The sequence below is a fragment of the Amycolatopsis australiensis genome (genome assembly GCF_900119165.1).
Taxonomy (GTDB): Bacteria; Actinomycetota; Actinomycetes; order Mycobacteriales; family Pseudonocardiaceae; genus Amycolatopsis; species Amycolatopsis australiensis.
Genome location: NZ_FPJG01000006.1, coordinates 1,587,042 through 1,607,540, shown reverse-complemented (window position 1 = coordinate 1,607,540; position 20,499 = coordinate 1,587,042). Strand labels below are relative to the sequence as shown.

Here is a 20,499-nt window from a genome sequence, read left to right as displayed (position 1 = left end):
GAAGCCCCACGCTCACCGGCGCGCCTTGATCAGGTCGAGCGCCTCCGCCCGCGACGACGCCGAGTTCTTCAGCTGCCCGCGCACGGCCGACGTGGTCGTGCGGGCGCCGGGCTTGCGGATGCCGCGCATGGCCATGCAGAGGTGCTCCGCCTCGATGACCACGATGACGCCGCGCGGCTCGAGCTTGCGCACGATCGCGTCGGCGACCTGGGACGTCAGGCGTTCCTGGACCTGCGGCCGCTTGGCGTAGAGGTCGACGAGCCGGGCCAGCTTCGAAAGCCCGGTGACCTTTCCGGCGGCGTTCGGGATGTACCCGACGTGCGCGACCCCGTGGAACGGCACCAGGTGGTGTTCACACTGGCTGAACATCGGGATGTCCGTGACCAGCACCAGCTCTTCGTGCGACTCGTCGAAGGTGCGGTCCAGCACCGCGTCCGGTTCCGTGTACAGGCCCGCGAACATTTCGCGGTACGCGCGGGCGACCCGGGCGGGGGTGTCCTTCAGACCGTCCCGCTCCGGGTCTTCGCCGCAGGCCAGGAGGAGCTCGCGGATCGCCTTCTCCGCCCGGTCCTGGTCGAAGACCGGGCGGTCGGCGTCACTGGGACTTCTCTGGTCCGTCCACGTCACGACGCTCCCCCTCGCTCTGCTGGTTGCCGGCTTGGTCGGCGAACCAGCCGTGCTCACGAGGGCGTTCTTCACCACCGGGCCGCCACGACTGGCCCGGCTGACCGCCCGGCGAGGTCGCGGGCGTCCAGCCCGGGGGGGCACCGTAGTTCGGCGGGCCGGCCTGGCCCGGCGGATAGCTGCCGGGCTGCTGGCCGCCGTACGTCTGCGGCCAGTGCGACGTGCCGTTGGGGCCGCCGTTCGGGCCGCCGTACGGACGGCCGCCGTTCGGGTAGGCGCCCGGCTGCGGTGGGGCGTACGGGTTGGCGTTCGGGTCGGCCGGGGTCGGGGCCGGGTACGGCGGGCCGCCGGGCAGGTCGCCCGCGCCCGGTGCCGTGCCGACCGGGGTCGGCTCCGGCTTCAGGACCGGCTTCTTCTCCTTCTCCGGCGGCGGCCACGGCTCGCCGCGCTCCATCGCCAGCTCGCCCGGGGTCTTGATCGGCGGCTTGTCGGACGGCGTCCGCTCGCCGAACTCGTTGAAGACGGTGATGTGCGGGCGCTTCTCGACGGTCGCGAAGATCCGCTCGAGGTCCTTGCGCTGCAGCGTCTCCTTCTCCAGGAGCTCGATGACCAGCTCGTCGAGGACGTCGCGGTAGGTGTTCAGCACGTGCCACGCCTCGGTGTGCGCCGTCTCGATGAGCTTGCGCACCTCCTCGTCGATCTCGTGCGCCACCTCGAGCGAGTAGTCCGCCTGCCGCCCGGCCGACCGGCCGAGGAACGGGTCGCCCTGCTCCTGGCCGTACTTCACCGCGCCGAGGCGGGCGCTCATGCCGTACTCCATCACCATCGCGCGGGCGATCTTCGTCGCCTGCTCGATGTCGGACGACGCGCCCGTGGTCGGCTCGTGGAAGACCAGCTCCTCCGCCGTGCGGCCACCCATCGCGAAGACCAGCCGGCCGATCATCTCCGACCGGGTCATCAGGTCCTTGTCGTCCTCGGGGACGAGCAGCGCGTGCCCGCCCGTGCGACCGCGCGGCAGGATGGTCAGCTTGTAGACCGGCTCGATGTCCGGCATCGCCCACGCGGCGAGCGCGTGCCCGCCCTCGTGGTAGGCCGTGATCTTCTTCTCCTTCTCGGAGATGATCCGGCTCTTGCGCGCGGGACCGCCGACGACGCGGTCGACCGACTCCTCCAGCGCCGCGTCGGTGATCACGTGCCCGTTCTGACGGGCGGTGAGCAGCGCGGCCTCGTTCAGCACGTTCGCCAGGTCCGCGCCGGACATGCCGACGGTCCGCTTGGCCAGGCTGGTCAAGTCGGTGCCCTGCGCGATCGGCTTGCCCTTGGCGTGCACCTCGAGGATCGCCTTGCGACCGCGCAGGTCGGGCGCGGACACCGGGATCTGCCGGTCGAACCGGCCGGGACGCAGCAGCGCCGGGTCGAGGATGTCGGGCCGGTTGGTGGCCGCGATCAGGATGATGCCGCCGCGGGCGTCGAAGCCGTCCATCTCGACGAGCAGCTGGTTCAGGGTCTGCTCGCGCTCGTCGTGTCCGCCGCCGAGGCCGGCGCCGCGCTGGCGGCCGACCGCGTCGATCTCGTCGACGAAGATGATGCACGGCGCGTTCTGCTTGGCCTGCTCGAACAGGTCACGGACGCGGGAGGCGCCGACACCGACGAACATCTCGACGAAGTCCGAGCCGGAGATCGTGTAGAACGGCACGCCCGCCTCACCGGCGACGGCTCGCGCGAGCAGCGTCTTACCGGTACCCGGCGGCCCGTAGAGCAGCACGCCCTTCGGGATCTTCGCACCCAGCGCCTGGTAGCGGGCCGGGTTCTGCAGGAAGTCCTTGATCTCGTACAGCTCTTCGACGGCCTCGTCGGCGCCCGCGACGTCACCGAACGTTGTCTTGGGCATGTCCTTGTTCAGCTGCTTGGCCTTGGACTTGCCGAAGTTGAGGACGCGGTTGCCGCCGCCCTGGGCGTTGTTCATCATCCACATCAGCAGGCCCAGGACCAGGGCCAGCGGGATGGCGAAGATGAGGATCTGGGTCAGCACGCCCTGCTGGGTCACCTTGGTGGTGAACTTGATCGGCTGGCCGTCGGTCTTCGCCGCGATCAGCGAGTCGTAGATCGGGCGGGTGGCGTCCGCCGGATACTGCGAAATGATCTGGGTGACCTGCTGGCCGTCGACGTCGATCGGTTTCGCCAGCAGCAGCTTGAGCTGCTGTTCCTTGTCCTCGAGGTTGGCTTCCTTGACGTTGTTCGAGGAGATCTGGGAGTTCGCCACCGAGATGGGTGCCTGGGTGTACCCACGATCACTGTCGAAGATCGTGTTGTACGCGAACAACGCCAGCAACCCCGCGACGATCCACAGCAGTGGGTTCCTGAGCACGCTCTTCCGGTTCATACGACTCGGCCCTGGTGGCCTCGACCCTCCCTGGTTGGGCGGCTCCTGTGATACCCGCCATCACGATCTTGACAACCCGCGGTGCCTGGACACCCGTCCCATCAGGGTACCGTCCGCCGCCGCGTTCATCCCCTGTGAGCCTCTCGCAGGTCAACGGGCGATACCGCGCCCGGGTTCCCGACGGACATCCGCACAGCTCACGCTAACGCGTGCCGTCGGACACACTGCTCACCATCTCGCCCAGCCTGGTCCGCAGCGTCGCCGCGTCGGCGGGGGCCACCGTGACCCACTCGCGGCCGTCCGTACCCGCGCGGGAGACGCTCAGGTAGCGGCCGGTCGCGGTGTCGAACCAGGCCAGCACGCGGGACCGTTGCTTGGCTCCGACCTGCGAACGGCTGTTCGCCGCCAGCTGACCGCCGCGCTGCCGCGGCTGGCCCGCGATGCGGCCGTACGCCTCGCGCGGGTCGGTGGTGATGCGCTCGCTCAGCGGCGTGCGGCGGCTCTTCCCGCGACGCGTGTCGTCTTCCTCACCCTGGTGCGACGGCAGCGAGACGGGCACCCGGATCGGCGGCGTGCGCAGCGCGTCGTCCAGCGGGAGTGTGACCGATGCCTCGGTCCCGCGTGGCCCGGCGGGCAGCACGCCGATGACGGCGGAGACCAGGCCGTCCGGCGGGACATCGCGCAGCCAGATGCCGTCGGCGTCCTGGACCGCCATGACGCCCTTGGTGTCGTCGGCCGCCGCGAGCACGCCGACCGTCGGCGCCTCGAACTGCGGGATGTGCAGCGCGTCGATGGTCAGCGGGGCGAAGGCCAGCAGCTGCAGCGCGTCCTCGATCGGCGGTGCGAGCCTGCCGCGTGGCTCGCGGATCCCTCGGGCCTTCAGCTCGACGTCGACGCGGTGGCGCAGCGAGACGCGCTCGTCCTCGGTCGCGCCGTGCGACCGGACCAGCAGCGGGTACGGCAGCTCGCCTGCCTGCGCCGACTCCCAGAGGAAGTCGAACGCCAACGGCGAGAAGAACTCTTGCATCACTACTCTCCCGGATCGGACTCTTGCTCAGCGTAGCCCGCGCCACCGACAGAAAACGATCGCCGGGATTGCCGCAGCCCGATTCTGGCAGCGGCGAGCGACGTCAGACCGTGCTGGTCTGCGCCGCTCCCGCGAGCATCTCCCCGAGCCGGTGCCGCAGGGTCGCCGCGTCGGCGGGAGCGATCGTGACCCAGTCACGGCCGTCACGGCCGCGGGTGGCCTGTGTGAAGTACCGGCCCGACTCGGTGTCGAACCAGCTCAGCACGGGTGTACGCGTCCGGCCGCCCATCCGGGAACGTGCGTTGGCCGCGATCTGGCCGCCGCGCAGCCGCGGCTGGGCCTGCAGGCGGGCCAGCGCCTTGCGGTCCTCGTCCGCCGACGCGCGTTCGTCCCCGCCGCCGCGGCGGGCCAGGAAATCGCCGCCGGTCAGCTGCTCCAGCGGGACCGTGATCGACTTCTCGGACCCGCGCGGCGCACCGGGCAGCAGCGAGACGATCGCGCTCGCCAGCCCGTCCGGCGGGCACGGCTGCAGGTGCAGGCCACGGGTGTCCTGCACGGCCAGCAGCCCCAGCCCGCCCAGCACGCCGGCGATCGCCAGCAGCGGCTCGGCTTCCGGGGCGATGAGCTGGACCGCGTCCAGGCTCAGCTCGGGCTGCGCCAGCACGCCGAAGCAGTCCTCGACGTGCGGTTCCGGACGGCCGCGGCCGTCGGCCAGCCCGCGCGCGGCCAGGCCCTCCAGCGTGCGCCTGCGCAGCATCTCCCGCTCGTCCACGGTCGCGCCGTGCGAGCGGATGCGCAGCGGGTACGGCAGCTCGCCCAGCCCGGCGGACTCCCACAGGAAGTCCACCTCGACCGGGGTGAGCAGCTCGGCGTTCGGCATCGGAGCCATCCCCCCAGGAACGGACGAGCCGGGCGCGCCGCGCGCGCCCGGCCTCGGATCAGCGGTCCTCTTCGTCCTCCGACCACGCGCCGATCACCGGCGGCGGGGTCGCCTGGTTCGCGCCGAACGCCGCGTCCGGGTCGGCTTCGATGAGGAACGACGCGTGCGTGTGCTCCTCGTCCTGCTCGCCCTGGCCGCCGTGCGGGGCCATGCCGCCCATGCCCGCCGGGTTCATCGGCGGCGGCGTCTGCCCGCCGATGGTGCCCGTCGGCGAGACGACGCCCTGCTGCGGCGCCTGTGCCGAAGCCGCGCTCTGGCCCTGACCCTCGGCCGATGCCAGCGTCGTGTCGTTCTGGGCCTTCGCACCCGACTTGCTGCCGGCACCGAGCGCCCGCGACGCCAGCGCGCCGAGACCGCCGGCGACGCCGCCGATGCCGAGCCCCATGCCGATCTTGCCGAGCGGGTTGCTCCCGCCGGTCTGCGCGGCGCCCGGGGCGACGTGCCCCGCGCCCGTGCCGGTGAGGGTGCCGCCGGCGCCGTCACTGCCCAGCGTCGCGTCCTGGCCGAAGCCCGCGACACCGCCGTTGGCCCCGTTCGGGCCGCCGACCGCCGCGTGCTGCGCGCCGTAGGCGCCGTGGCCGCCGAAGGCCGAGCCACCGGAGGCGAACACCGCGCCGCCCGGGCTGGACAGGCCCTCCACGGGACCCGTGCTGCCGACGGTGTTGACCGCGTTGAAGGACACGGAGTTGTGCGACGCCGTCGGCTTCATGCCGAGCGACTCCGGGCCGAAGCTCGGGGTCGAGCTGTCGACCTCGCTCATCGCCTTCGTGTAGGCGTTGAAGAACGCGACCTGCTGCGCCTTGACGTCGTTCGCCGCGTCGGCCTGCGCCTTCTGGTCGGCGATCAGCGCCGCCGGGCCGCCGGCCAGCGCCGCCGCCATGGCCTGCTTGGGGTCGTACTCCTTCGGCGCCGGCATCTTCTTGACCTCGGCGGCCGCCGCGGCCTGCCGGGCGAGCCGGTCGGACATCGTGTGCGCGGCTTCGGACGCCTGCGAACCGGAGTTGGCGATGGCCACCAGCGCGCCCTGCGCGCCCGCGGCACCCCGGCCGACCCACGCGTTGCCCAGCTCGGCGATCGCGTTGTACAGGTGGTCGGACGCCTGCTTCAGCTCGCTGCCGTGGTGGGCCCACGCCTGGCCGGTCGCTTCCGCCGTGCCGGGGTCGTTGTTGTTGACCGCGCCGTTGTACAGCTGCTGGCTGCCCTGCGCGTTCCAGTTCGGCGGGTTCGCGATCGCGCGGTCGCTGCCCATGTCGAAGCCGTCGGAGCGGCCACGGGCGCTTTCGACGATGTTCTGCGACGCCGAGTTGTCGCCGAGCGGGACGAGCGAGCCGGGTTCGGTCGTCGGCTGCTGGTCGGTGTGGTTCGGAGCCATGACTTCGAAATCCCCCTCTGGACTCAGGCGTTGCGGAACGGGTCGGCCGCGGCCTGGTCGATCTCGTGGTACCGGGCCATCGCCGTGACGATGCCCTCCTCGGCGGCGGTGTACTGGTCGAGCAGGTTCTGTAGCGCGGCGGAGTAGGAGTCGTTCCCGCCGTCCGCGCGCTGGACGAACTTGGCGGCCATCGCGTTGCCGACCGGGTTGTCGCCGAGCTTCGGCGGCTGCGCGAGCGTGGCCGCGCCCGCCAGGAGGGCCTCGACCGCGTCCTTGCCGGTGCGGATCTTGTTCAGCACGGTCTGCGCGGCGTCGGGGTCGATCCCGACCTGGCCCGCCGCGGCGGCGGCCTTGAACGCGTTCGCGTCGGCAGCGCTGCTGTTCCCCATCTGAGCTCTCTCCCGTTCCCCCGACCCGGTCACCGCGGGCACGATTGGTCTTCGCATAGGTTAACGCACGTGATCAGAGCCTATGACGCAATCGGCGAAGCCGGGGTTCCGCGAATCCGGTGGTTGCGGTGAACGGTCGGTGAACTAGGACGTGTAGACCTTCGGGTCCAGCGTCCCGATGTAGGGCAGGTCCCGGTAGCGCTCGGCGTAGTCCAGGCCGTAGCCGACGACGAACTCGTTGGGGATGTCGAAGCCGATGTACTTCACCGGCACGTCCACCTTCACCGCTTCCGGCTTGCGCAGCAGCGAAACCACCTCGAGCGACGCCGGGTTGCGGCTCGCGAGGTTCTTCAGCAGCCACGACAGCGTCAGGCCGGAGTCGACGATGTCCTCGACGATCAGCACGTCCCGGCCCGCGATGTCGCGGTCGAGGTCCTTGAGGATGCGCACGACGCCGGACGACGACGTCGAGGAGCCGTACGAGGACACGGCCATGAACTCCAGCTGCGTCGGCAGCGGCAGCGCGCGGGCGAAGTCGGTCATGAACATGACCGCGCCCTTCAGGACGCCCACCAGCAGGAGTTCGCCCTGCCCGTTGGCCGGATAGTCGGCGGCGATCTGCGCCGACAGCTCCGTGATCTTGTCCTTGATCTGCTGCTCGGTGACGAGCACGGAGGCGATTTCGCCCTCGTACACGGGTCATTCTCCTCGTGTGGTGGGTTGGGAGGTGAGGCAGAGCCTGCCATGTGCCCGGCGCGCCTCCAAGTTGCCCGGCAACCACACGCCGCCCTGACCACGCCACCGGGCGACCAGCTCGTCGACCGCGCGCAGGTGCGCGTCGGTGAGCTCCCGCACGCCTGAGGCCAGCAGCCACCTGCGGAGAACCCGCCGCCGCACGGCCGCCGGTTCCGGCTCGAGCGTGGCGACGTCCAGCCCTTCGGGGCCGCCCGCGCGGGTGAAGATCCTGTCCGCCAGTGTGTCCAACGCCTCGCTGTCCTCACGCAGCTGCGCGGCCGTGCGGGCGAGCGCGCCGGCGACGCCGCCGTTGAGGACGTCCTCCAGCAACGGCAGGACTTCGGTGCGCAACCGGACGCGGGTGAAGCGCGGCTCGGCGTTGTGCGGGTCCTCCCACGGCTCGACACCGAGCTCCGCGCAGGCCTGCCGCGTGGTGGCGCGCGGGACGGCGAGCAGTGGACGGCCCCACGGCGGGTCGTGCGGCCGCATCCCGGCGACGCTGCGGGGGCCGGAGCCGCGGCCGAGGCCGAGCAGGACCGTTTCCGCCTGGTCGTCGAGGGTGTGGCCGAGCAGGACCAGGTCGTGTCCGGCCAGTGCGCGGTAGCGGGCCTTGCGCGCGGCCGCTTCGGGACCGCCGGGACCGGTGACGTCGACGCGGCGCACCTCGGCTTCGTCGACGCCGAGCGACTCGGCCGCGGCGGCCGCGTCACGCGCGATCTTCGCCGAGCCCTCCTGCAGGCCGTGGTCGACGACCAGCGCACGGACCCGGTGACCACGCCGCCGGCCTTCGTGGGCCGTGGCTTCGGCCAGCGCGAGCGAGTCGGCGCCGCCGGAGACCGCGACGCACAGCTCGGGCGGTGCCTCGACGGTGTCCAGGAACGCGCGGACCGCCCGGCGGACGGCCGCGACGGACGGCCCGGTCATCCGTGCAGACGCCGGACCCACGCGGCGGGATCGCTGATCTCGGCGCGCGACGGCAGCGTGTTCGGCGACCGCCACACGGCGTTGAAGCCGTCCATGCCGACCGCGTCCACGACGTGCTTCGTGAACTTCGCGCCTTCCTCGTACTGGCGGATCTTCGCGTCGACGCCGAGGAGCGCGCGCAGCAGCCGGTCGAAGACGCCGCCGCCCTTGCGCCGGGCGGTGAACCGCGCGCGGATCGTGTCGACGCTCGGCACGACCTGCGGGCCGACGGCGTCCATCACGTAGTCGGCGTGGCCCTCCAGCAGCGTCGAGAGCGCCAGCAGGCGGTCGAACACCGCCCGTTCCTTCGGCGACTGCAGCAGCTCGGCGAGGTTCAGCTTCGGGCCCTGCTTGATCGCCTCGGGGAGCCGGCCGAACAGGTCGGCGAGGCTGTCGGTGCCGCCGCCGGCGAGGCCCGAGACGAGCCGTTCGACCTCGTCGGCGAAGTAGTCGCGCAGCCACCGGACCGCGGTGAACTGGAGCCGGTGCGTGCACTCGTGCAGGCAGACCCAGAGCCGGAAGTCGCGGCCGGGCACGTCCATCGCCTGCTCGGCGGCGACGACGTTCGGCGCGACGAGCAGCAGCTGTCCTTCCTTGCCTTCGCCGCCGAAGGGGTCGTACTGGCCGAGGACGCGGCTGGCGAGGAACGCGAGCACCAAGCCGGTCTGCACGCCGGCGCCCCCGGCGAGCAGCGGCCCCAGCGGCCCGCCCTGACGCGGCAGCGCGCGCCCGGTCAGCGCGTCCAGCCCGGCCGCGGCCGAGCGCACCCAGCCGGGGCGGTCGACGACCTCGCCGGGCAGCAGCGGCAGGTCGAGGCCCAGGTTCGTCAGCTCCCGGACGTGCCCTTCGGCCACGACGGTGAGCTCGCGCAGGTCGGTGACGGCCGTCTCGGCCTCTTCGCGGGGCACCTGCGGCCCGCCGCGCACGAGCAGCGCGCCGGTCTGCGCGGCGAGCGCCCAGTCGACCATGGGCCGGGTCCCGGTTTCCTGACTCACCCTTCCGACGCTACCTGCCCCGGACGGGTTTCCGGCCACGATCTCCGCACGGTTCGGCGTCCGCCGCTACGAGCACCCGCACTTGCGGAGGCTCGTCGCCAGCGCGTCGATGGCGTCACGGCCCGGCTGCTGGTCCGAGCCGTTGGACATGAACGCGAACACCAGCACCCGGCCGTCCTGGTCGAGCACCAGCCCGGCGAGCGTGTTGACGCCGGTCAGCGTGCCCGTCTTCGCCCGGACCCAGCCACGCCCGGCTTGCGACGCGGGCGTCTCGAACCGCTTGTCGGCGAGGGTGCCGGAGCCGCCCGCCACCGGCAGGCCGGCCAGCATCGGGCGCAGCTTCGCGGTGTTCGGGTTCTTGCCCTCCGGCGCCGCCGCGGCCGCCAGGAGCTGGGTCAGCAGCTTCGCCGGGATCTTGTTCTCCGTCGAGATGCCGCTGCCGTCGGACAGCTTGACGCCCGAGGTGTCGAAGCCGTGGTCCTTCAGCACCTTGATGGTGGCCGCCGCGCCACCGGCGAAGCTCGCCTCCTGGCCGGCGGCCAGCGCGACCTGCCGCGCGAGGGCCTCGGCGAGCACGTCGTCGGACAGCTCCATCGTGTCGGAGACCAGCTCGGTCAGCGGCGCCGACTTGACCTCGGCGACGACCTTCGCGTCCTTCGGCGCGGTCGCCTGGCCACCGGCCGACGCGCTGAGCTTCGACGCGATCGTCGCGGCGAGCACGCTGCCCGCGTTGGCCACGCGCTGTGAGCCGTTGTTCTTCGGGTCCATCCGGCCCGCGTCGGCCATCACCGACCCGATCTGCGTGGCGAACGTCGACGGCGCGTCGCCCGCGGCCCAGCCCGGCGCGGTCGTCGCGCCCTTGAAGAGGCTCAGGTCGACCTGCACCTTCTTCACGTTCGGCTTGGCCTTCTTGACCTGCGCGACGAGCTCGTCGACGTGCGCGGCGCCCGGGTACAGCGGCGATTCGGTGCCCAGCGGCAGCGCGGTGAGCGTGACATCGCCGCCGCCGACGAGGATGACCGTGCCCGGGTCGGCGCCCTCCACGATCTTCGTCGACAGCCGCGTGTTCGGGTCCATCGCGAGCAGTGCGGCCGCGGAGGTCAGCACCTTCGTCGTCGACGCGGGTGTCACCGCGGTCGCGGAGTTGTGGTCCCACAGCGTCGTGCTGCTCACCGGGTCGACGACGCTGCCGGTGAGCTGCCCGAGCGCGCTGTTGCCTGCCGCGGCGGCCAGTGCCGACTTGACGCCGTTCGCGGTCGGCGCCTGGCCGGCCGTGTCCGGGCCCTGCAGCTGCCGCGTCGCGGCCGCCGGCTCCGGGCTGTCACCCTTCGGGGCGTTCGGCGCCCACGGCAGGCCGAGGCGGTTCGCCACCTTCGGCGTCGCGGCCGCGACGCCGGCGCCGGCCAGCACCAGCAGGACGACCACGACGAGCGCGATGATCTTGCCCTTGCGGCGCTTCTTCGGCGGCTCGCCGCCGGCCGCGGGCTCGGCGGGCGGGGCTTCGGCGGGCGGCTCGGAGCGAGGCTGAGGCTGCTGCTGGAACGCGCCGGGGAACTGGGTGGGCCGTTCGATCCCGACGGTCGCCTCGGCGTCGAACCGCTGCCCGTCCGGCTCGATCCGCTGCGGCCGGGCCAGCGAGCCACCCGACGCGGGCGGGACGACCCCGCGCGGCGGCTCCGGCGGGAGCGCGGGACGGCGGTCGGCCGGTTCCGCCGGACGGTCGCCCGTCCGGTCCTCCCGCAGCTCGATGCGCTGGGTCCAGGGCGCGTCGGCCCGCTGGTCTTGCTGCTGGGCATCGTCCCGGCGCTGCTCCTGCGGCTGCTGGGCACCGTCCTGGCGCTGGGCCCAGGGCGCCTCGGCTCGCTGCTCCTGCGCGCCCTCCCGGCGCTGGATCTGGGGCGCGTCGGCTCGTTGTTCCGGCTGGGCGTCCCGGGGCTGCTCCTGCTGCTGGGCACCGTCCCGGCGCTGGGCCCAGGGCGCCTCCGCTCGCTGCTCTTGCTGGGCGTCGCCCTGGCGCTGCTCCTGCTGCTGGGCGCCCTCCCGGCGCTCAACCCAGGGCGCCTCGGGCTGCTCCCCGCGCTGGGTCGCGGACGCGTCGGCGCGCTGCTGACCGTCGTCCCGGCGCTGCGCCTCGGCGCTCTTCAGCTGCTCTTCGCGGCGCTGCTGCTCCTCGCGCCACTGCTGCAGCTCCTCCCGCCACGGCTGCGACCCGGCCTTCTCCTGCTGCGGCTCGTCCTGGCGATCCTGCTGCTCGGCCGGCCAGACGTTGCGTTCCACCGGCACCCACGGCGCCTGCTGCTGCGGCGCCATGTGCTGGGTGCGCTGCGCGTCCGCCTCGGGCTTGGCCGCCGGCTGCTGCTTCACCTCGATGTACTGGGTGCTCTCCGTCACCGGCGCGGGCTTCGGCTCGCGCGACCCCAGCCGGTCCGCCAGGTCCTGCTTCGCCGGCGCCGGCGGGGGCGACGGTTTCTCCGCGGGCGCGTTGAGCCCCGGGATCGGCTCAGGTGGGACGTTCGGCGCGAACCACGAGCCTTTCGGGGCCTCGCTGCCTGTGACCTTGGGCACGCCGGACTGTTCCCCGACGCTCTCCGACGCGTCGGACGAGGACGCCGGCGTGGTGCTCCGCGCGCCGGACGACGAGCGGTCTTCGTCCGACGAAGGCCACATCGGCTGGTCGTTTTCCGGCACCCACCACTCCTTCTCACCTGCCCCGGAAGGGGCCAAGGTCACATGCCGCGAGGCCGACATCGATGCGGCCCGGCGGCAGGGCGTAGTCCACACTAGGAGACGTCAAGACAGTCATGAAGGTTGCCGCCCGCGACGCGGGGCATGCCCGCACCCGAAGAAGCAGTGAGGACAGGCGTGGAGTTCGACGTCACGATCGAAATCCCCAAGGGGGAGCGCAACAAGTACGAGGTCGACCACAAGACCGGCCGCATCAAGCTGGACCGGACCCTGTTCACGGCCACGCAGTACCCGGCCGACTACGGCTTCATCGACGACACGCTCGGCCAGGACGGCGACCCGCTCGACGTGCTGGTCCTCGTGCAGGAGCCGACGTTCCCGGGCTGCCTGATCCGCTGCCGCGCGATCGGCATGTTCCGGATGACCGACGAGAAGGGCCCGGACGACAAGGTCCTCGCGGTCCCGACGAACGACCCGCGCCTGGAGCACCTGCGCGACATCCATCACCTGAACGAGTTCCACAAGCTGGAGATCCAGCACTTCTTCGAGGTCTACAAGGACCTCGAGCCCGGCAAGAGCGTCGAGGGCTCGACCTGGGTCGGCCGCACCGAGGCCGAGAGCGAGATCGCCCGCTCGTACGAGCGTGAGAAGGACCGCCTGGCCAAGGAAGAGGCCAACGGCGGCCACTGAGCCGACGAAAAGGCCCCTCGGGAATCACACTCCCGAGGGGCCCTTTTCTTCACCCGATCAGTGCGCCAGCGCGAGCGCGGGGACGCCGTCCTCCTCGGCCTCCGCACGCTGCTGCATCGCCGACTTGTCCGACAGCGGCTTCTCCTTGAGGAACCACACGAGCGCGAACCCGACGGTCAGGACGATCCCGCCGACCAGGAACACCGTGCTCATCGACTCGGCGAAGCCCTGCAGGATCGGCCGGGCCAGCGTCGGGTCGAGCGTCGACAGGAACGACGTGTCGTTGACGTCGAGGCCGCCCTTCATCCGCTGCGCGAACTCCGGGTGCTGCGCCAGCGCCGCCGCGTAGGCCGGCGTGGTCATCGCCGCGCGGACGGCGTTCGCGATCCGGTCGCCGACCGTGCCGAACAGGATCGACAGGAACACCGCGGTGCCCGCCGTGCCGCCGATCTGCCGGAAGAACGTCGCCGCCGAGGTGGCGACGCCGATGTCCTGCGGGCGGACGTCGTTGGTCGCGGCCAGCACCAGCGTCTGCATCGAGGCGCCGAGGCCGAGGCCGATCACGAAGGCGATCACCATGACCAGGGCCAGCGAGGTGTCGACGGTGATCGTCGACAGCGCGAACAGCGCCGCCGCCATCAGGCCGAGCCCGGCCACCGCGAACATCTTGTACCGGCCGGTGGCCGAGATGATCCGGCCGCTGCCCATGCTGGCGACCATGATGCCGAGCGTCAGCGGGAGCATCTGCAGGCCGGCCTGGGTCGGCGTCGCGCCCTTGACGATCTGCAGGTACAGCGGCAGCGACATCATCGCGCCGAACATGCCGGCACCCTGCACGACCGTGACGATCGTCGACATCCGGAACACCGGGCGGCGGAACAGGCGCAGCGGCAGCAGGGCGGCGTCGCCCATCCGGCGTTCGATGCCCACGAACGCGGCGACACCCAGCGCGCCGACGACGTACATGGCGATCGAAGCGGCGGAGCCCCAGCCCCACTCGCGGCCCTGCTCGGCGACGATCAGCAGCGGCACCAGGCCGACGGCCAGCGCCACGGCACCCCAGTAGTCGACCTTCTGGTCCACGCGGGTGTGCGGCAGGTTCAGCACCTTCGTCACGACGACCAGCGCGGCGAGCGCGATCGGCACGTTGACCAGGAAGACCCAGCGCCAGCCGGTGATGCCGGCGAAGGTGTCGATGCCGGCGAAGAACCCGCCGACGACCGGGCCGGCGACGCTCGAGATGCCGAACACCGCCATGAAGTAGCCCTGGTACTTGCTGCGCTCACGCGGCGCGGTGATGTCGGTGATGATCGCCAGCGCCAGGGACATCAGGCCACCGGCGCCGAGGCCCTGGAAGGCGCGGAACGCGGCCAGCTCGTACATCGACGTCGCCATGCCGCTGGCCAGCGAGCCGACCAGGAACAGCGAGATCGCCGTCAGGTACATGGGCTTGCGGCCGTAGAGGTCGGAGAGCTTGCCGTACAGCGGCGTCGAGAGCGTCGCGGTGATCAGGTACGCCGTGGTGGCCCAGGCCTGCAGGGACAGGCCGTGCAGCTCGTCGGCGATGGTGCGCATCGACGACGAGACGATCGTCTGGTCGAGCGCGGCGAGGAACATGCCGAGCATCAGCCCGGACAGCACGGTCAGGATCTGGCGGTGAGTCAGTTTGCCGTTCGTCGCGGCTGCTCCTTCCGCCGTGGTGGTGTCGCTCATGGTGGTCTCCCTCGAAGTCTTCGCAGTTGCTTGTATCGCTCAACTACTTGCTTCGACCAACTATTCCCCAGAAGCTTGTATGGAGCAACCAAATATTCTGTGATGCCTGTCTCCCGGCACCGGACACGGCGGAGGCCTCCTCATCCAGTAGACGAGGAGGCCTCCGCGAACGTGAGGTCAGGCGGAGTAACCGGGGATCGGGAACGGCGCCAGGAACTCGCGGATCTCCGCGGCGATCGTGTCCAGCACGGTCTCGTCGTCGGCCGCCACGGCGGTGATCGTGCGGTCGATCCACTCGGCCACCTGGACCTGGTGCTCCGGCCGGAGGCCGCGGGTGGTGATCGCGGACGTGCCGAGCCGGATGCCGGACGGGTCGAACGGCTTGCGCGGGTCGAAGGGCACCGTGTTGTAGTTCAGCTCGATGCCGGCGCGGTCCAAGGCCTGCGCCGCCCGCTTGCCCGGGACACCCTTGTTCGTCAGGTCGATCAGCAGCAGGTGGTTGTCGGTGCCACCCGAGACGAGGTCGTAGCCGCAGGCGAGCAGCGCGTCGGCCAGCGAGCGGGCGTTCGCGACGATCGTGTGCGCGTAGTCGCTGAACGACGGCTGCTGCGCCTCACCCAGCGCGACGGCGATCGCCGCGGTCGTGTGGTTGTGCGGGCCGCCCTGCAGGCCGGGGAACACCGCCTTGTCGACGGCCTTCGCGTGGTCGGCGTCGGAAAGGATCATCGCGCCGCGCGGGCCGCGCAGCGTCTTGTGCGTCGTCGTCGTGATGACCTGGGCGTGCCCGACCGGCGACGGGTGCGCGCCGCCCGCGACCAGGCCGGCGATGTGGGCGATGTCGGCGACGAGCACCGCGTCCACCTCGCGGGCGATCTCGGCGAACGCCGGGAAGTCGATGACCCGCGGGATGGCCGTGCCGCCGGCGAAGATCAGCTTCGGCCGGTGCTGCCGGGCGAGGTCGCGGACCTGGTCGAGGTCGACGCGGCCGGTCTCCTTGGCGACGCCGTAGCGCACCGGCGTGAACCACTTGCCGGTCGCCGAGACGCTCCAGCCGTGCGTGAGGTGGCCGCCGTCCGGCAGGGCCATGCCGAGGACGGTGTCCCCCGGCTGCGCGAAGGCCAGGTACACGGCCAGGTTCGCCGGCGAACCGGAGTACGGCTGGACGTTCGCGTGGTCCACGCCGAACACGGCCTTCGCCCGGTCGATGGCGAGCTGTTCGACCTGGTCGATGAACTGCTGGCCCTCGTAGTACCGCTTGCCCGCGTACCCCTCGGAGTACTTGTTGGTGAGCACGGTGCCGGTCGCTTCGAGCACGGCCTGCGAGACGTAGTTCTCCGACGCGATCAGGCGGATCTTGTCGTGCTGGCGCTTGGCTTCGTCCTCGACCAGCCCGGCGATCGCGGGGTCGGCGGCGGCGAGTGCGTTCAGTTTCGGCTGGTGTGTCATGGCGTGCTCCGGCTCTGGAATGGCCTTCACCCAGGCGCGCGGTGCCGGCCTCGTCGTCGCTTCCCGGTGGTGCTCCACCTCGATGGCGCCAGTCGCTGCTGCGGAAAGAGCCTAGTCCACCCCGCGCGGGGCGCGACGGTGTTCGGCGCACCACTTGCGGGTGCAGCCCGACGTGCGGTCGCAGAACGGCCGGGCGCAGACCGCGCAGCGCTTCACCCGCCGCCAGCCGCCGACGGTCACCAGTTCGGCCAGGCCCGCGGCGGCCGCGGCCAGCTCGCTTTCACCGGGCCGCGGCGTCACGTAGACGATCCGCCAGGCCGCGCCCGTGTCGACGAGCCGCGGCCGCGCCCCGGCCGCCGCCAGCACGGCGTTGAGGCGGCGCGCGGCCGCGTGTTCGTCGGGCAGCTGCGCGACGATGGCGCACAGCTGCGGATTCTCCTTGCGCAGCAACCGTTCCGCGACCCCGAGTTCAGGGTCCAGCGCGCGGAACGGCGGCACGACCGCGTGCTTGCGCACCTCAGCCGACGATCTCGACGCCCATGGACCGGGCCGTGCCCGCGATCGTGCGCATCGCCGCCTCGACGTCGGAGGTGTTGAGGTCCGGCAGCTTGCGCTCGGCGATCTCGCGCAGCTGCTCCCGCGTGAGCTTGCCGGCGACCTCGTGCCCGGGCCGGGCCGAACCCTTGTCCCCCAGCGCCTTCTTGATGAGGAACGACGTCGGCGGCGTCTTGAGCCGCAACGCGAACGAGCGGTCTTCGAACACCGAGACGACCACCGGCACGATGTCGCCGCGCTGGGCCGCCGTCGCCGCGTCGTAGGCCTTCTTGACCTCGACGAGGTTGACCCCGGTCTGCCCGAGCATCTTGCCGAGGTCGACGACCGGGGCGTTGCCCGCGGTGAGTTCCAGGGTGACCTGGTGGGTTTGCTTCTTCGTCTTCGGAGCCATGCCCCGAAGCTAGAGTCTCCAGTTACTGGAGAGTCAATCCAGCGGCTCGACGCCGGTCTTGTGCCGTTTCGCGAGGTCCTGGTAGACGGCCGCGTTGTGCTCGACCCACAGCCGCGCGGAGTCGGTCAGCGGGACGAACTTCTTCGCCGGGCTGCCCATCGCGACCACCTCGGACGGCACCTCCGTGCCCGGCGTCACGGTGGCACCCGCCGCGACCAGCGTCCGCTCGCCGATCTTCGCGTCGTCCAGGACGGTGGAGCCGTTCCCGATCAGGGCCTGCTCGCCGACCGTGCAGTCGTGCACCAGGCACTGGTGGCCGACGGTCACGTTCTTCCCGATCTCGCACACCTTGCCGACGTTGACGTGCACGACCGAGTTGTCCTGGACGTTCGCGCCCTCCCGGACGACGATCCGGCCGAAGTCGGCGCGCAGCACGGCGCCGTACCAGATCGAGGCGTCCTTCTCGACGACGACGTCGCCGATGAGCGTGGCGGTGGGAGCGATGAAGGCGTCCGGGTGGACCTGCGGGCTGCGCCCTTCGAACGAGAACTGAGGCATGCCCGCACCCTAGACCGCCCCGCGCTGTGACATCCGAGGCTTCGCCGGGGGCTCCGCCACCCGGAACCCCCGGAAAGCACCCTGTGACATCCGAGGCTCCGCCTCGGCCCGGGGGCTCCGCCACCCGGAACCCCCGGAAAGCACCGTGGAGTCAGCCGGTGATCGCCGCGTTGATGATGATGTCGACGGCCTGGTCGTTGCGCGTGGTCTGCGGCACGATCTGGGTGTCCCGCGGGTAGAAGCCGGGGCTGGAGCCCTTCGGGTACATCTCGAACGTGAAGCTCCAGATCTTGTGGGTCGCCCACATCCAGTCGTTGACGCTGCCGTCGGTGATGTAGAGGTCGCTGGACTGCTCGGGCGTGTAGCCGTTGGTCGCGGCCATCTGCTTGCCGAGCGTCTGGAACTTCTGCGCCTCGGCCGCGGACAGGCCCGGCGCGGTGTCGGCGTAGGTGTAGCCGAACGGCCAGAGCACCAGCTCTGAGTAGGTGTGGAAGTCGATGTGCGTCTTGATCTGCTGGACACCGCCGACCACGCGCGAGTTCACCCAGTTCGCGACGGCCCTGGTCTCGGGCGCGGAGAACGCCGCCGTGCCGCGGTAGGTCTCGCTCGACGGCGAACCCGAGGAGCCGCCGCAGCAGCCCCACTGGTAACCCCAGTTCCGGTTGGTGTCGGTGCCGCTGCCCTGGCGGTTCTTGCGCCAGCTGTGGAACGTGCCGCCGGAGATGTCGTACTCGGAGCCGTCCGGGTTGACGCTCGGGATGACCCAGATCTCGGTGCTGTCGACCAGCCGTCTGATGGCGGGGTCCGTGGCGTATCCGCTGGTCAGCCGCTGGACGATGTGCAGGCACATCTCGGTGGTGAGGTGCTCGCGGGCGTGCTGGTTGCAGGTGAAGAGCACCTCGGGCTCGTTCTCGTCGATGGCGGCGTTGTCGGAGATCTTGATCAGCGACAGCGCGCGGCCCTCGTACGACGTGCCGGCGCTGCCGAGCTTCGTCAGCGACGGGTAGTTCGCGACGGTCTTCTGCAGCTCGGTCTGCGTTTCGGCGTAGGTGTGGTAGCCGGTGTAGCCGGCCGGGAAGTCTTCGACCGTCGCGGTGCCCTGCGGCCGGTTCACCGCTCCGAGCGTCTTGACGCCGAAGCCGAGCGCGCGCAGCTGGGCCGCTTCGCCGGGGTTGGCGATGACCGTGGTCGTGCCGTTCGTGCTGTCGAGGATGTCGGCACCGGCGTTCGCGACCTCGGTGCGCTGCTGGGCCGTGCCGGTGCCGGTGATCTCGTAGACCTGCGGGCCGATGGGCTGGGCGACGGCCTGGCCGCCGGTGGGGAGCATCAAGAGGACGGCCGCGGCCGCCGCCGTGCACGTTCGTGTGCGCATCGCGTCTCCTGCTCTCGGGGGGTTTCCCGACCTTGGCGGGAGCCGGACGTACGGCGCAATCCGTACGAGTACGGATCCAAAGGGCGTTGTTAGCCGTAGTTGGCGAAGCAGAGCGCCTCGATGTCGGCGCGCAGCGTGGCGAACGGCCGCGGGCGGACCCGCTGCTGGACGACCGTGCCGAGCAGGTACGACAGCAGCGCGCGGGCTCGGGCCCGGGGGTCGTCGACGTCGAGTGGGGCGAGCAGTTCGGCCAGCAGCTCGGTGAGGGAGGTGAGCATGACGTCGATGGCCTGCGGGTGCTGTGCGCGTCCGGCGGCGATCCAGTACTCGAACCAGAGGAAGGCCGCGTTGGGGTTGGCGGCGAAGACGCTCAGGTACTCCTCGAGGACGGCGAAGAGGCGTTCGCGTGGCTCGTCGTGCTTCGCGGCGACTTCGCGCAGCTGGGCGGCGAAGGCGGTGATGTGCGCGGCCATGGCGCGGTCGATGAGGACGTCGATGTCGGCGAAGTAGTAGTGGATGGCGCTCTTGGTGAGCGGTCCGGCGTCGGCGATGGCTCGGACGGTGCAGCCGGCGAGGCCGTCGCGGGCGAGGACGACGCGGGCGGCTTCGACGATCTGTTCCTGCTTGGCCAGCTGGTTGGGGGAGAGCCGGTCGCTGCGACCGGGGACGGCGCTCACGGTGATTCTCGTTACCTTCTTCCTGGACGGCAGCCCCGAATCCTAGGGCAGACGTCCCGTGGGTGGCCGGGGGGTGAAAAACCGGATTGGCCACCCCGCTCCGCGCGGCGGACAATGCCCGGCATGGTGATCTCAGGGGACAAGGGGCTCAGCTCGGCGGCGCGCAGCCAGCTGGAGAAGGAAATCGCGAGCTTGCGCGCGCAGCGGGCTGCCTTGGCGCCGCAGCCGGGCGAGCAGGAGCGCACGGGGGACGCGGCGGACCAGGCGGACGTGATCGACCGGGCGGAGGCGGCTGCCCGGCTGGACCGCCAGATCGCCGACTTGGCCGCGAAGATGGAGCACGGCGGCTACGGCAACGACCAGCTCCCGGACGGAACGGTGGTGTCCCTCCGCTTCCCGGACGGCGACGAAGAGACGTTCCAGGTGGTGACGGTCCCGGGCGAGGACGCGGACGCGATCACGTCGGACAGTCCCCTGGGCCTGGCACTGGTGGGGGCGAAGGCAGGAGACGAGATCACGTACCGAACCCCCCGAGGCGACGCGACGGCAACGGTGGTGAAGGTAAGCCCCCCGAAGTAAAAGCCCCCACGAAGGCCCCTCGGCAGCGCCGGGGGGCCTTCGGCATCCACACATTGACCCAAAAGTGTGGTTCTCACAGAAAAACCGGCAGCCGCCGCTCCAACCGGACCACACACGGAGGTCCGGGGACGCGCCCACGGGCGGGGTGTGGAGGCTGCGCCCCCACAAGACAAGCGAAGCCAAAAAAGGCCCCTGCCCTCGAGGGGCAGGGGCCGACCACTTGGCTGAGCCGCCTGGGGGAATCGAACCCCCGACCTATTCATTACGAGTGAATCGCTCTGGCCGACTGAGCTAAGGCGGCGCGTCTCCGGCTCGCGCTGGCGACGTCGTCAAGTGTAGCGGAGGCTGTTGGCGTCACTTTCCGGGGGGACCGTCGTTAGGGCTCTATGACGTCGGTCTCACTCA

The 20,499-nt window shown here is 71.3% G+C and carries 19 protein-coding genes, 1 tRNA gene and 1 riboswitch; of the genes, 2 read left to right on the top strand and 18 right to left on the bottom strand.

Annotated features, from left to right (window positions below; genetic code table 11):
• Positions 1-12 precede the first annotated feature (12 nt).
• The 10 genes from folE to dacB form a co-directional block, all read right to left on the bottom strand.
• Entirely contained in the window at positions 13-627 is a 615-nt protein-coding gene (gene folE, locus BT341_RS08965) for a GTP cyclohydrolase I FolE (RefSeq protein ID WP_072475825.1), read from the bottom strand.
• On the bottom strand, positions 596-3,007 hold the full coding sequence (gene ftsH, locus BT341_RS08960; protein ID WP_072475824.1) for an ATP-dependent zinc metalloprotease FtsH: 2,412 nt from the start codon (positions 3,005-3,007) through the stop codon (positions 596-598). The genes folE and ftsH overlap by 32 nt, the downstream gene beginning before the upstream one ends.
• Positions 3,008-3,209: 202 nt before the next feature.
• Positions 3,210-4,037, bottom strand: a complete 828-nt coding sequence (locus BT341_RS08955; protein WP_072475823.1) for an ESX secretion-associated protein EspG — start codon at positions 4,035-4,037, stop codon at positions 3,210-3,212.
• Between the two features lie 100 nt (positions 4,038-4,137).
• Complete coding sequence (locus tag BT341_RS08950) at positions 4,138-4,914, bottom strand: ESX secretion-associated protein EspG (RefSeq protein WP_072475822.1); 777 nt, start codon at positions 4,912-4,914, stop codon at positions 4,138-4,140.
• Positions 4,915-4,972: 58 nt separating this feature from the next.
• Positions 4,973-6,346 (bottom strand): hypothetical protein, encoded by a 1,374-nt coding sequence (locus BT341_RS08945; protein WP_072475821.1) that lies wholly within the window; start codon positions 6,344-6,346, stop codon positions 4,973-4,975.
• Between the two features lie 23 nt (positions 6,347-6,369).
• Positions 6,370-6,735, bottom strand: a complete 366-nt coding sequence (locus BT341_RS08940; protein WP_072475820.1) for a hypothetical protein — start codon at positions 6,733-6,735, stop codon at positions 6,370-6,372.
• A gap of 144 nt (positions 6,736-6,879) precedes the next feature.
• Positions 6,880-7,431 (bottom strand): hypoxanthine phosphoribosyltransferase, encoded by a 552-nt coding sequence (gene hpt / locus BT341_RS08935; protein WP_072475819.1) that lies wholly within the window; start codon positions 7,429-7,431, stop codon positions 6,880-6,882.
• Positions 7,432-7,434: 3 nt separating this feature from the next.
• Positions 7,435-8,394 carry a tRNA lysidine(34) synthetase TilS gene (gene tilS, locus BT341_RS08930; RefSeq protein ID WP_072475818.1) on the bottom strand — a complete coding sequence of 320 codons (960 nt, stop codon included), beginning with the start codon at positions 8,392-8,394 and terminating at the stop codon, positions 7,435-7,437.
• A complete protein-coding gene (locus BT341_RS08925; protein WP_072475817.1) occupies positions 8,391-9,401 on the bottom strand; it encodes a zinc-dependent metalloprotease in 1,011 nt (336 codons plus the stop codon). Before BT341_RS08925 ends, tilS begins: the two co-directional genes overlap by 4 nt.
• Positions 9,402-9,494: 93 nt before the next feature.
• Positions 9,495-12,116 carry a D-alanyl-D-alanine carboxypeptidase/D-alanyl-D-alanine endopeptidase gene (dacB, locus tag BT341_RS08920; RefSeq protein WP_072475816.1) on the bottom strand — a complete coding sequence of 874 codons (2,622 nt, stop codon included), beginning with the start codon at positions 12,114-12,116 and terminating at the stop codon, positions 9,495-9,497.
• A gap of 174 nt (positions 12,117-12,290) precedes the next feature.
• On the opposite strand from dacB, the gene BT341_RS08915 reads away from it, so the two are divergent.
• Positions 12,291-12,803 (top strand): inorganic diphosphatase, encoded by a 513-nt coding sequence (locus BT341_RS08915; RefSeq protein ID WP_072475815.1) that lies wholly within the window; start codon positions 12,291-12,293, stop codon positions 12,801-12,803.
• A gap of 57 nt (positions 12,804-12,860) precedes the next feature.
• On the opposite strand, the gene BT341_RS08910 is transcribed toward BT341_RS08915, so the two are convergent.
• The 7 genes from BT341_RS08910 to BT341_RS08880 all read right to left on the bottom strand — a co-directional run bounded on the left by BT341_RS08910 (position 12,861) and on the right by BT341_RS08880 (position 19,515).
• Positions 12,861-14,516: an MDR family MFS transporter gene (locus tag BT341_RS08910; protein ID WP_072475814.1), complete on the bottom strand. Its 1,656-nt coding sequence runs from the start codon at positions 14,514-14,516 to the stop codon at positions 12,861-12,863.
• Positions 14,517-14,693: 177 nt separating this feature from the next.
• The gene (locus BT341_RS08905) at positions 14,694-15,962 is read right to left on the bottom strand and encodes a serine hydroxymethyltransferase (RefSeq protein ID WP_072475813.1); all 1,269 of its coding nucleotides are present in this window, start codon (positions 15,960-15,962) and stop codon (positions 14,694-14,696) included.
• A gap of 21 nt (positions 15,963-15,983) precedes the next feature.
• Positions 15,984-16,068: riboswitch (ZMP/ZTP riboswitch) on the bottom strand.
• A 5-nt stretch (positions 16,069-16,073) separates the two neighbouring features.
• The gene (locus BT341_RS08900; RefSeq protein ID WP_072475812.1) at positions 16,074-16,478 is read right to left on the bottom strand and encodes an ABATE domain-containing protein; all 405 of its coding nucleotides are present in this window, start codon (positions 16,476-16,478) and stop codon (positions 16,074-16,076) included.
• A 1-nt stretch (position 16,479) separates the two neighbouring features.
• Entirely contained in the window at positions 16,480-16,908 is a 429-nt protein-coding gene (gene rplK, locus BT341_RS08895; protein WP_072475811.1) for a 50S ribosomal protein L11, read from the bottom strand.
• Positions 16,909-16,941: 33 nt separating this feature from the next.
• On the bottom strand, positions 16,942-17,466 hold the full coding sequence (locus BT341_RS08890; RefSeq protein WP_072475810.1) for a gamma carbonic anhydrase family protein: 525 nt from the start codon (positions 17,464-17,466) through the stop codon (positions 16,942-16,944).
• 151 nt (positions 17,467-17,617) lie between these two features.
• On the bottom strand, positions 17,618-18,838 hold the full coding sequence (locus BT341_RS08885) for a M14 family metallopeptidase (RefSeq protein WP_072475809.1): 1,221 nt from the start codon (positions 18,836-18,838) through the stop codon (positions 17,618-17,620).
• A gap of 89 nt (positions 18,839-18,927) precedes the next feature.
• On the bottom strand, positions 18,928-19,515 hold the full coding sequence (locus tag BT341_RS08880) for a TetR/AcrR family transcriptional regulator (RefSeq protein ID WP_072475808.1): 588 nt from the start codon (positions 19,513-19,515) through the stop codon (positions 18,928-18,930).
• 123 nt (positions 19,516-19,638) lie between these two features.
• On the opposite strand from BT341_RS08880, the gene BT341_RS08875 reads away from it, so the two are divergent.
• Positions 19,639-20,094: a GreA/GreB family elongation factor gene (locus BT341_RS08875; RefSeq protein WP_072481864.1), complete on the top strand. Its 456-nt coding sequence runs from the start codon at positions 19,639-19,641 to the stop codon at positions 20,092-20,094.
• A 227-nt stretch (positions 20,095-20,321) separates the two neighbouring features.
• Here BT341_RS08875 and BT341_RS08870 read toward each other — a convergent pair.
• Positions 20,322-20,395 (bottom strand) — tRNA-Thr (locus tag BT341_RS08870).
• Between the last annotated feature and the right edge of the window lie 104 nt (positions 20,396-20,499).

Excerpts from the sequence above, each read along its gene's own strand:
- BT341_RS08945 (WP_072475821.1), bottom strand. The coding sequence starts at position 6,346 with ATGGCTCCGAACCACACCGACCAGCAGCCGACGACCGAACCCGGCTCG.
- BT341_RS08905 (WP_072475813.1), bottom strand. The coding sequence starts at position 15,962 with ATGACACACCAGCCGAAACTGAACGCACTCGCCGCCGCCGACCCCGCG.
- BT341_RS08890 (WP_072475810.1), bottom strand. The coding sequence starts at position 17,466 with ATGCCTCAGTTCTCGTTCGAAGGGCGCAGCCCGCAGGTCCACCCGGAC.
- BT341_RS08885 (WP_072475809.1), bottom strand. The coding sequence starts at position 18,838 with ATGCGCACACGAACGTGCACGGCGGCGGCCGCGGCCGTCCTCTTGATG.
- tilS (WP_072475818.1), bottom strand. The coding sequence starts at position 8,394 with ATGACCGGGCCGTCCGTCGCGGCCGTCCGCCGGGCGGTCCGCGCGTTC.
- BT341_RS08910 (WP_072475814.1), bottom strand. The coding sequence starts at position 14,516 with ATGAGCGACACCACCACGGCGGAAGGAGCAGCCGCGACGAACGGCAAA.
- BT341_RS08875 (WP_072481864.1), top strand. The coding sequence starts at position 19,639 with ATGGTGATCTCAGGGGACAAGGGGCTCAGCTCGGCGGCGCGCAGCCAG.
- rplK (WP_072475811.1), bottom strand. The coding sequence starts at position 16,908 with ATGGCTCCGAAGACGAAGAAGCAAACCCACCAGGTCACCCTGGAACTC.
- ftsH (WP_072475824.1), bottom strand. The coding sequence starts at position 3,007 with ATGAACCGGAAGAGCGTGCTCAGGAACCCACTGCTGTGGATCGTCGCG.
- BT341_RS08950 (WP_072475822.1), bottom strand. The coding sequence starts at position 4,914 with ATGCCGAACGCCGAGCTGCTCACCCCGGTCGAGGTGGACTTCCTGTGG.
- BT341_RS08940 (WP_072475820.1), bottom strand. The coding sequence starts at position 6,735 with ATGGGGAACAGCAGCGCTGCCGACGCGAACGCGTTCAAGGCCGCCGCC.
- BT341_RS08925 (WP_072475817.1), bottom strand. The coding sequence starts at position 9,401 with ATGGTCGACTGGGCGCTCGCCGCGCAGACCGGCGCGCTGCTCGTGCGC.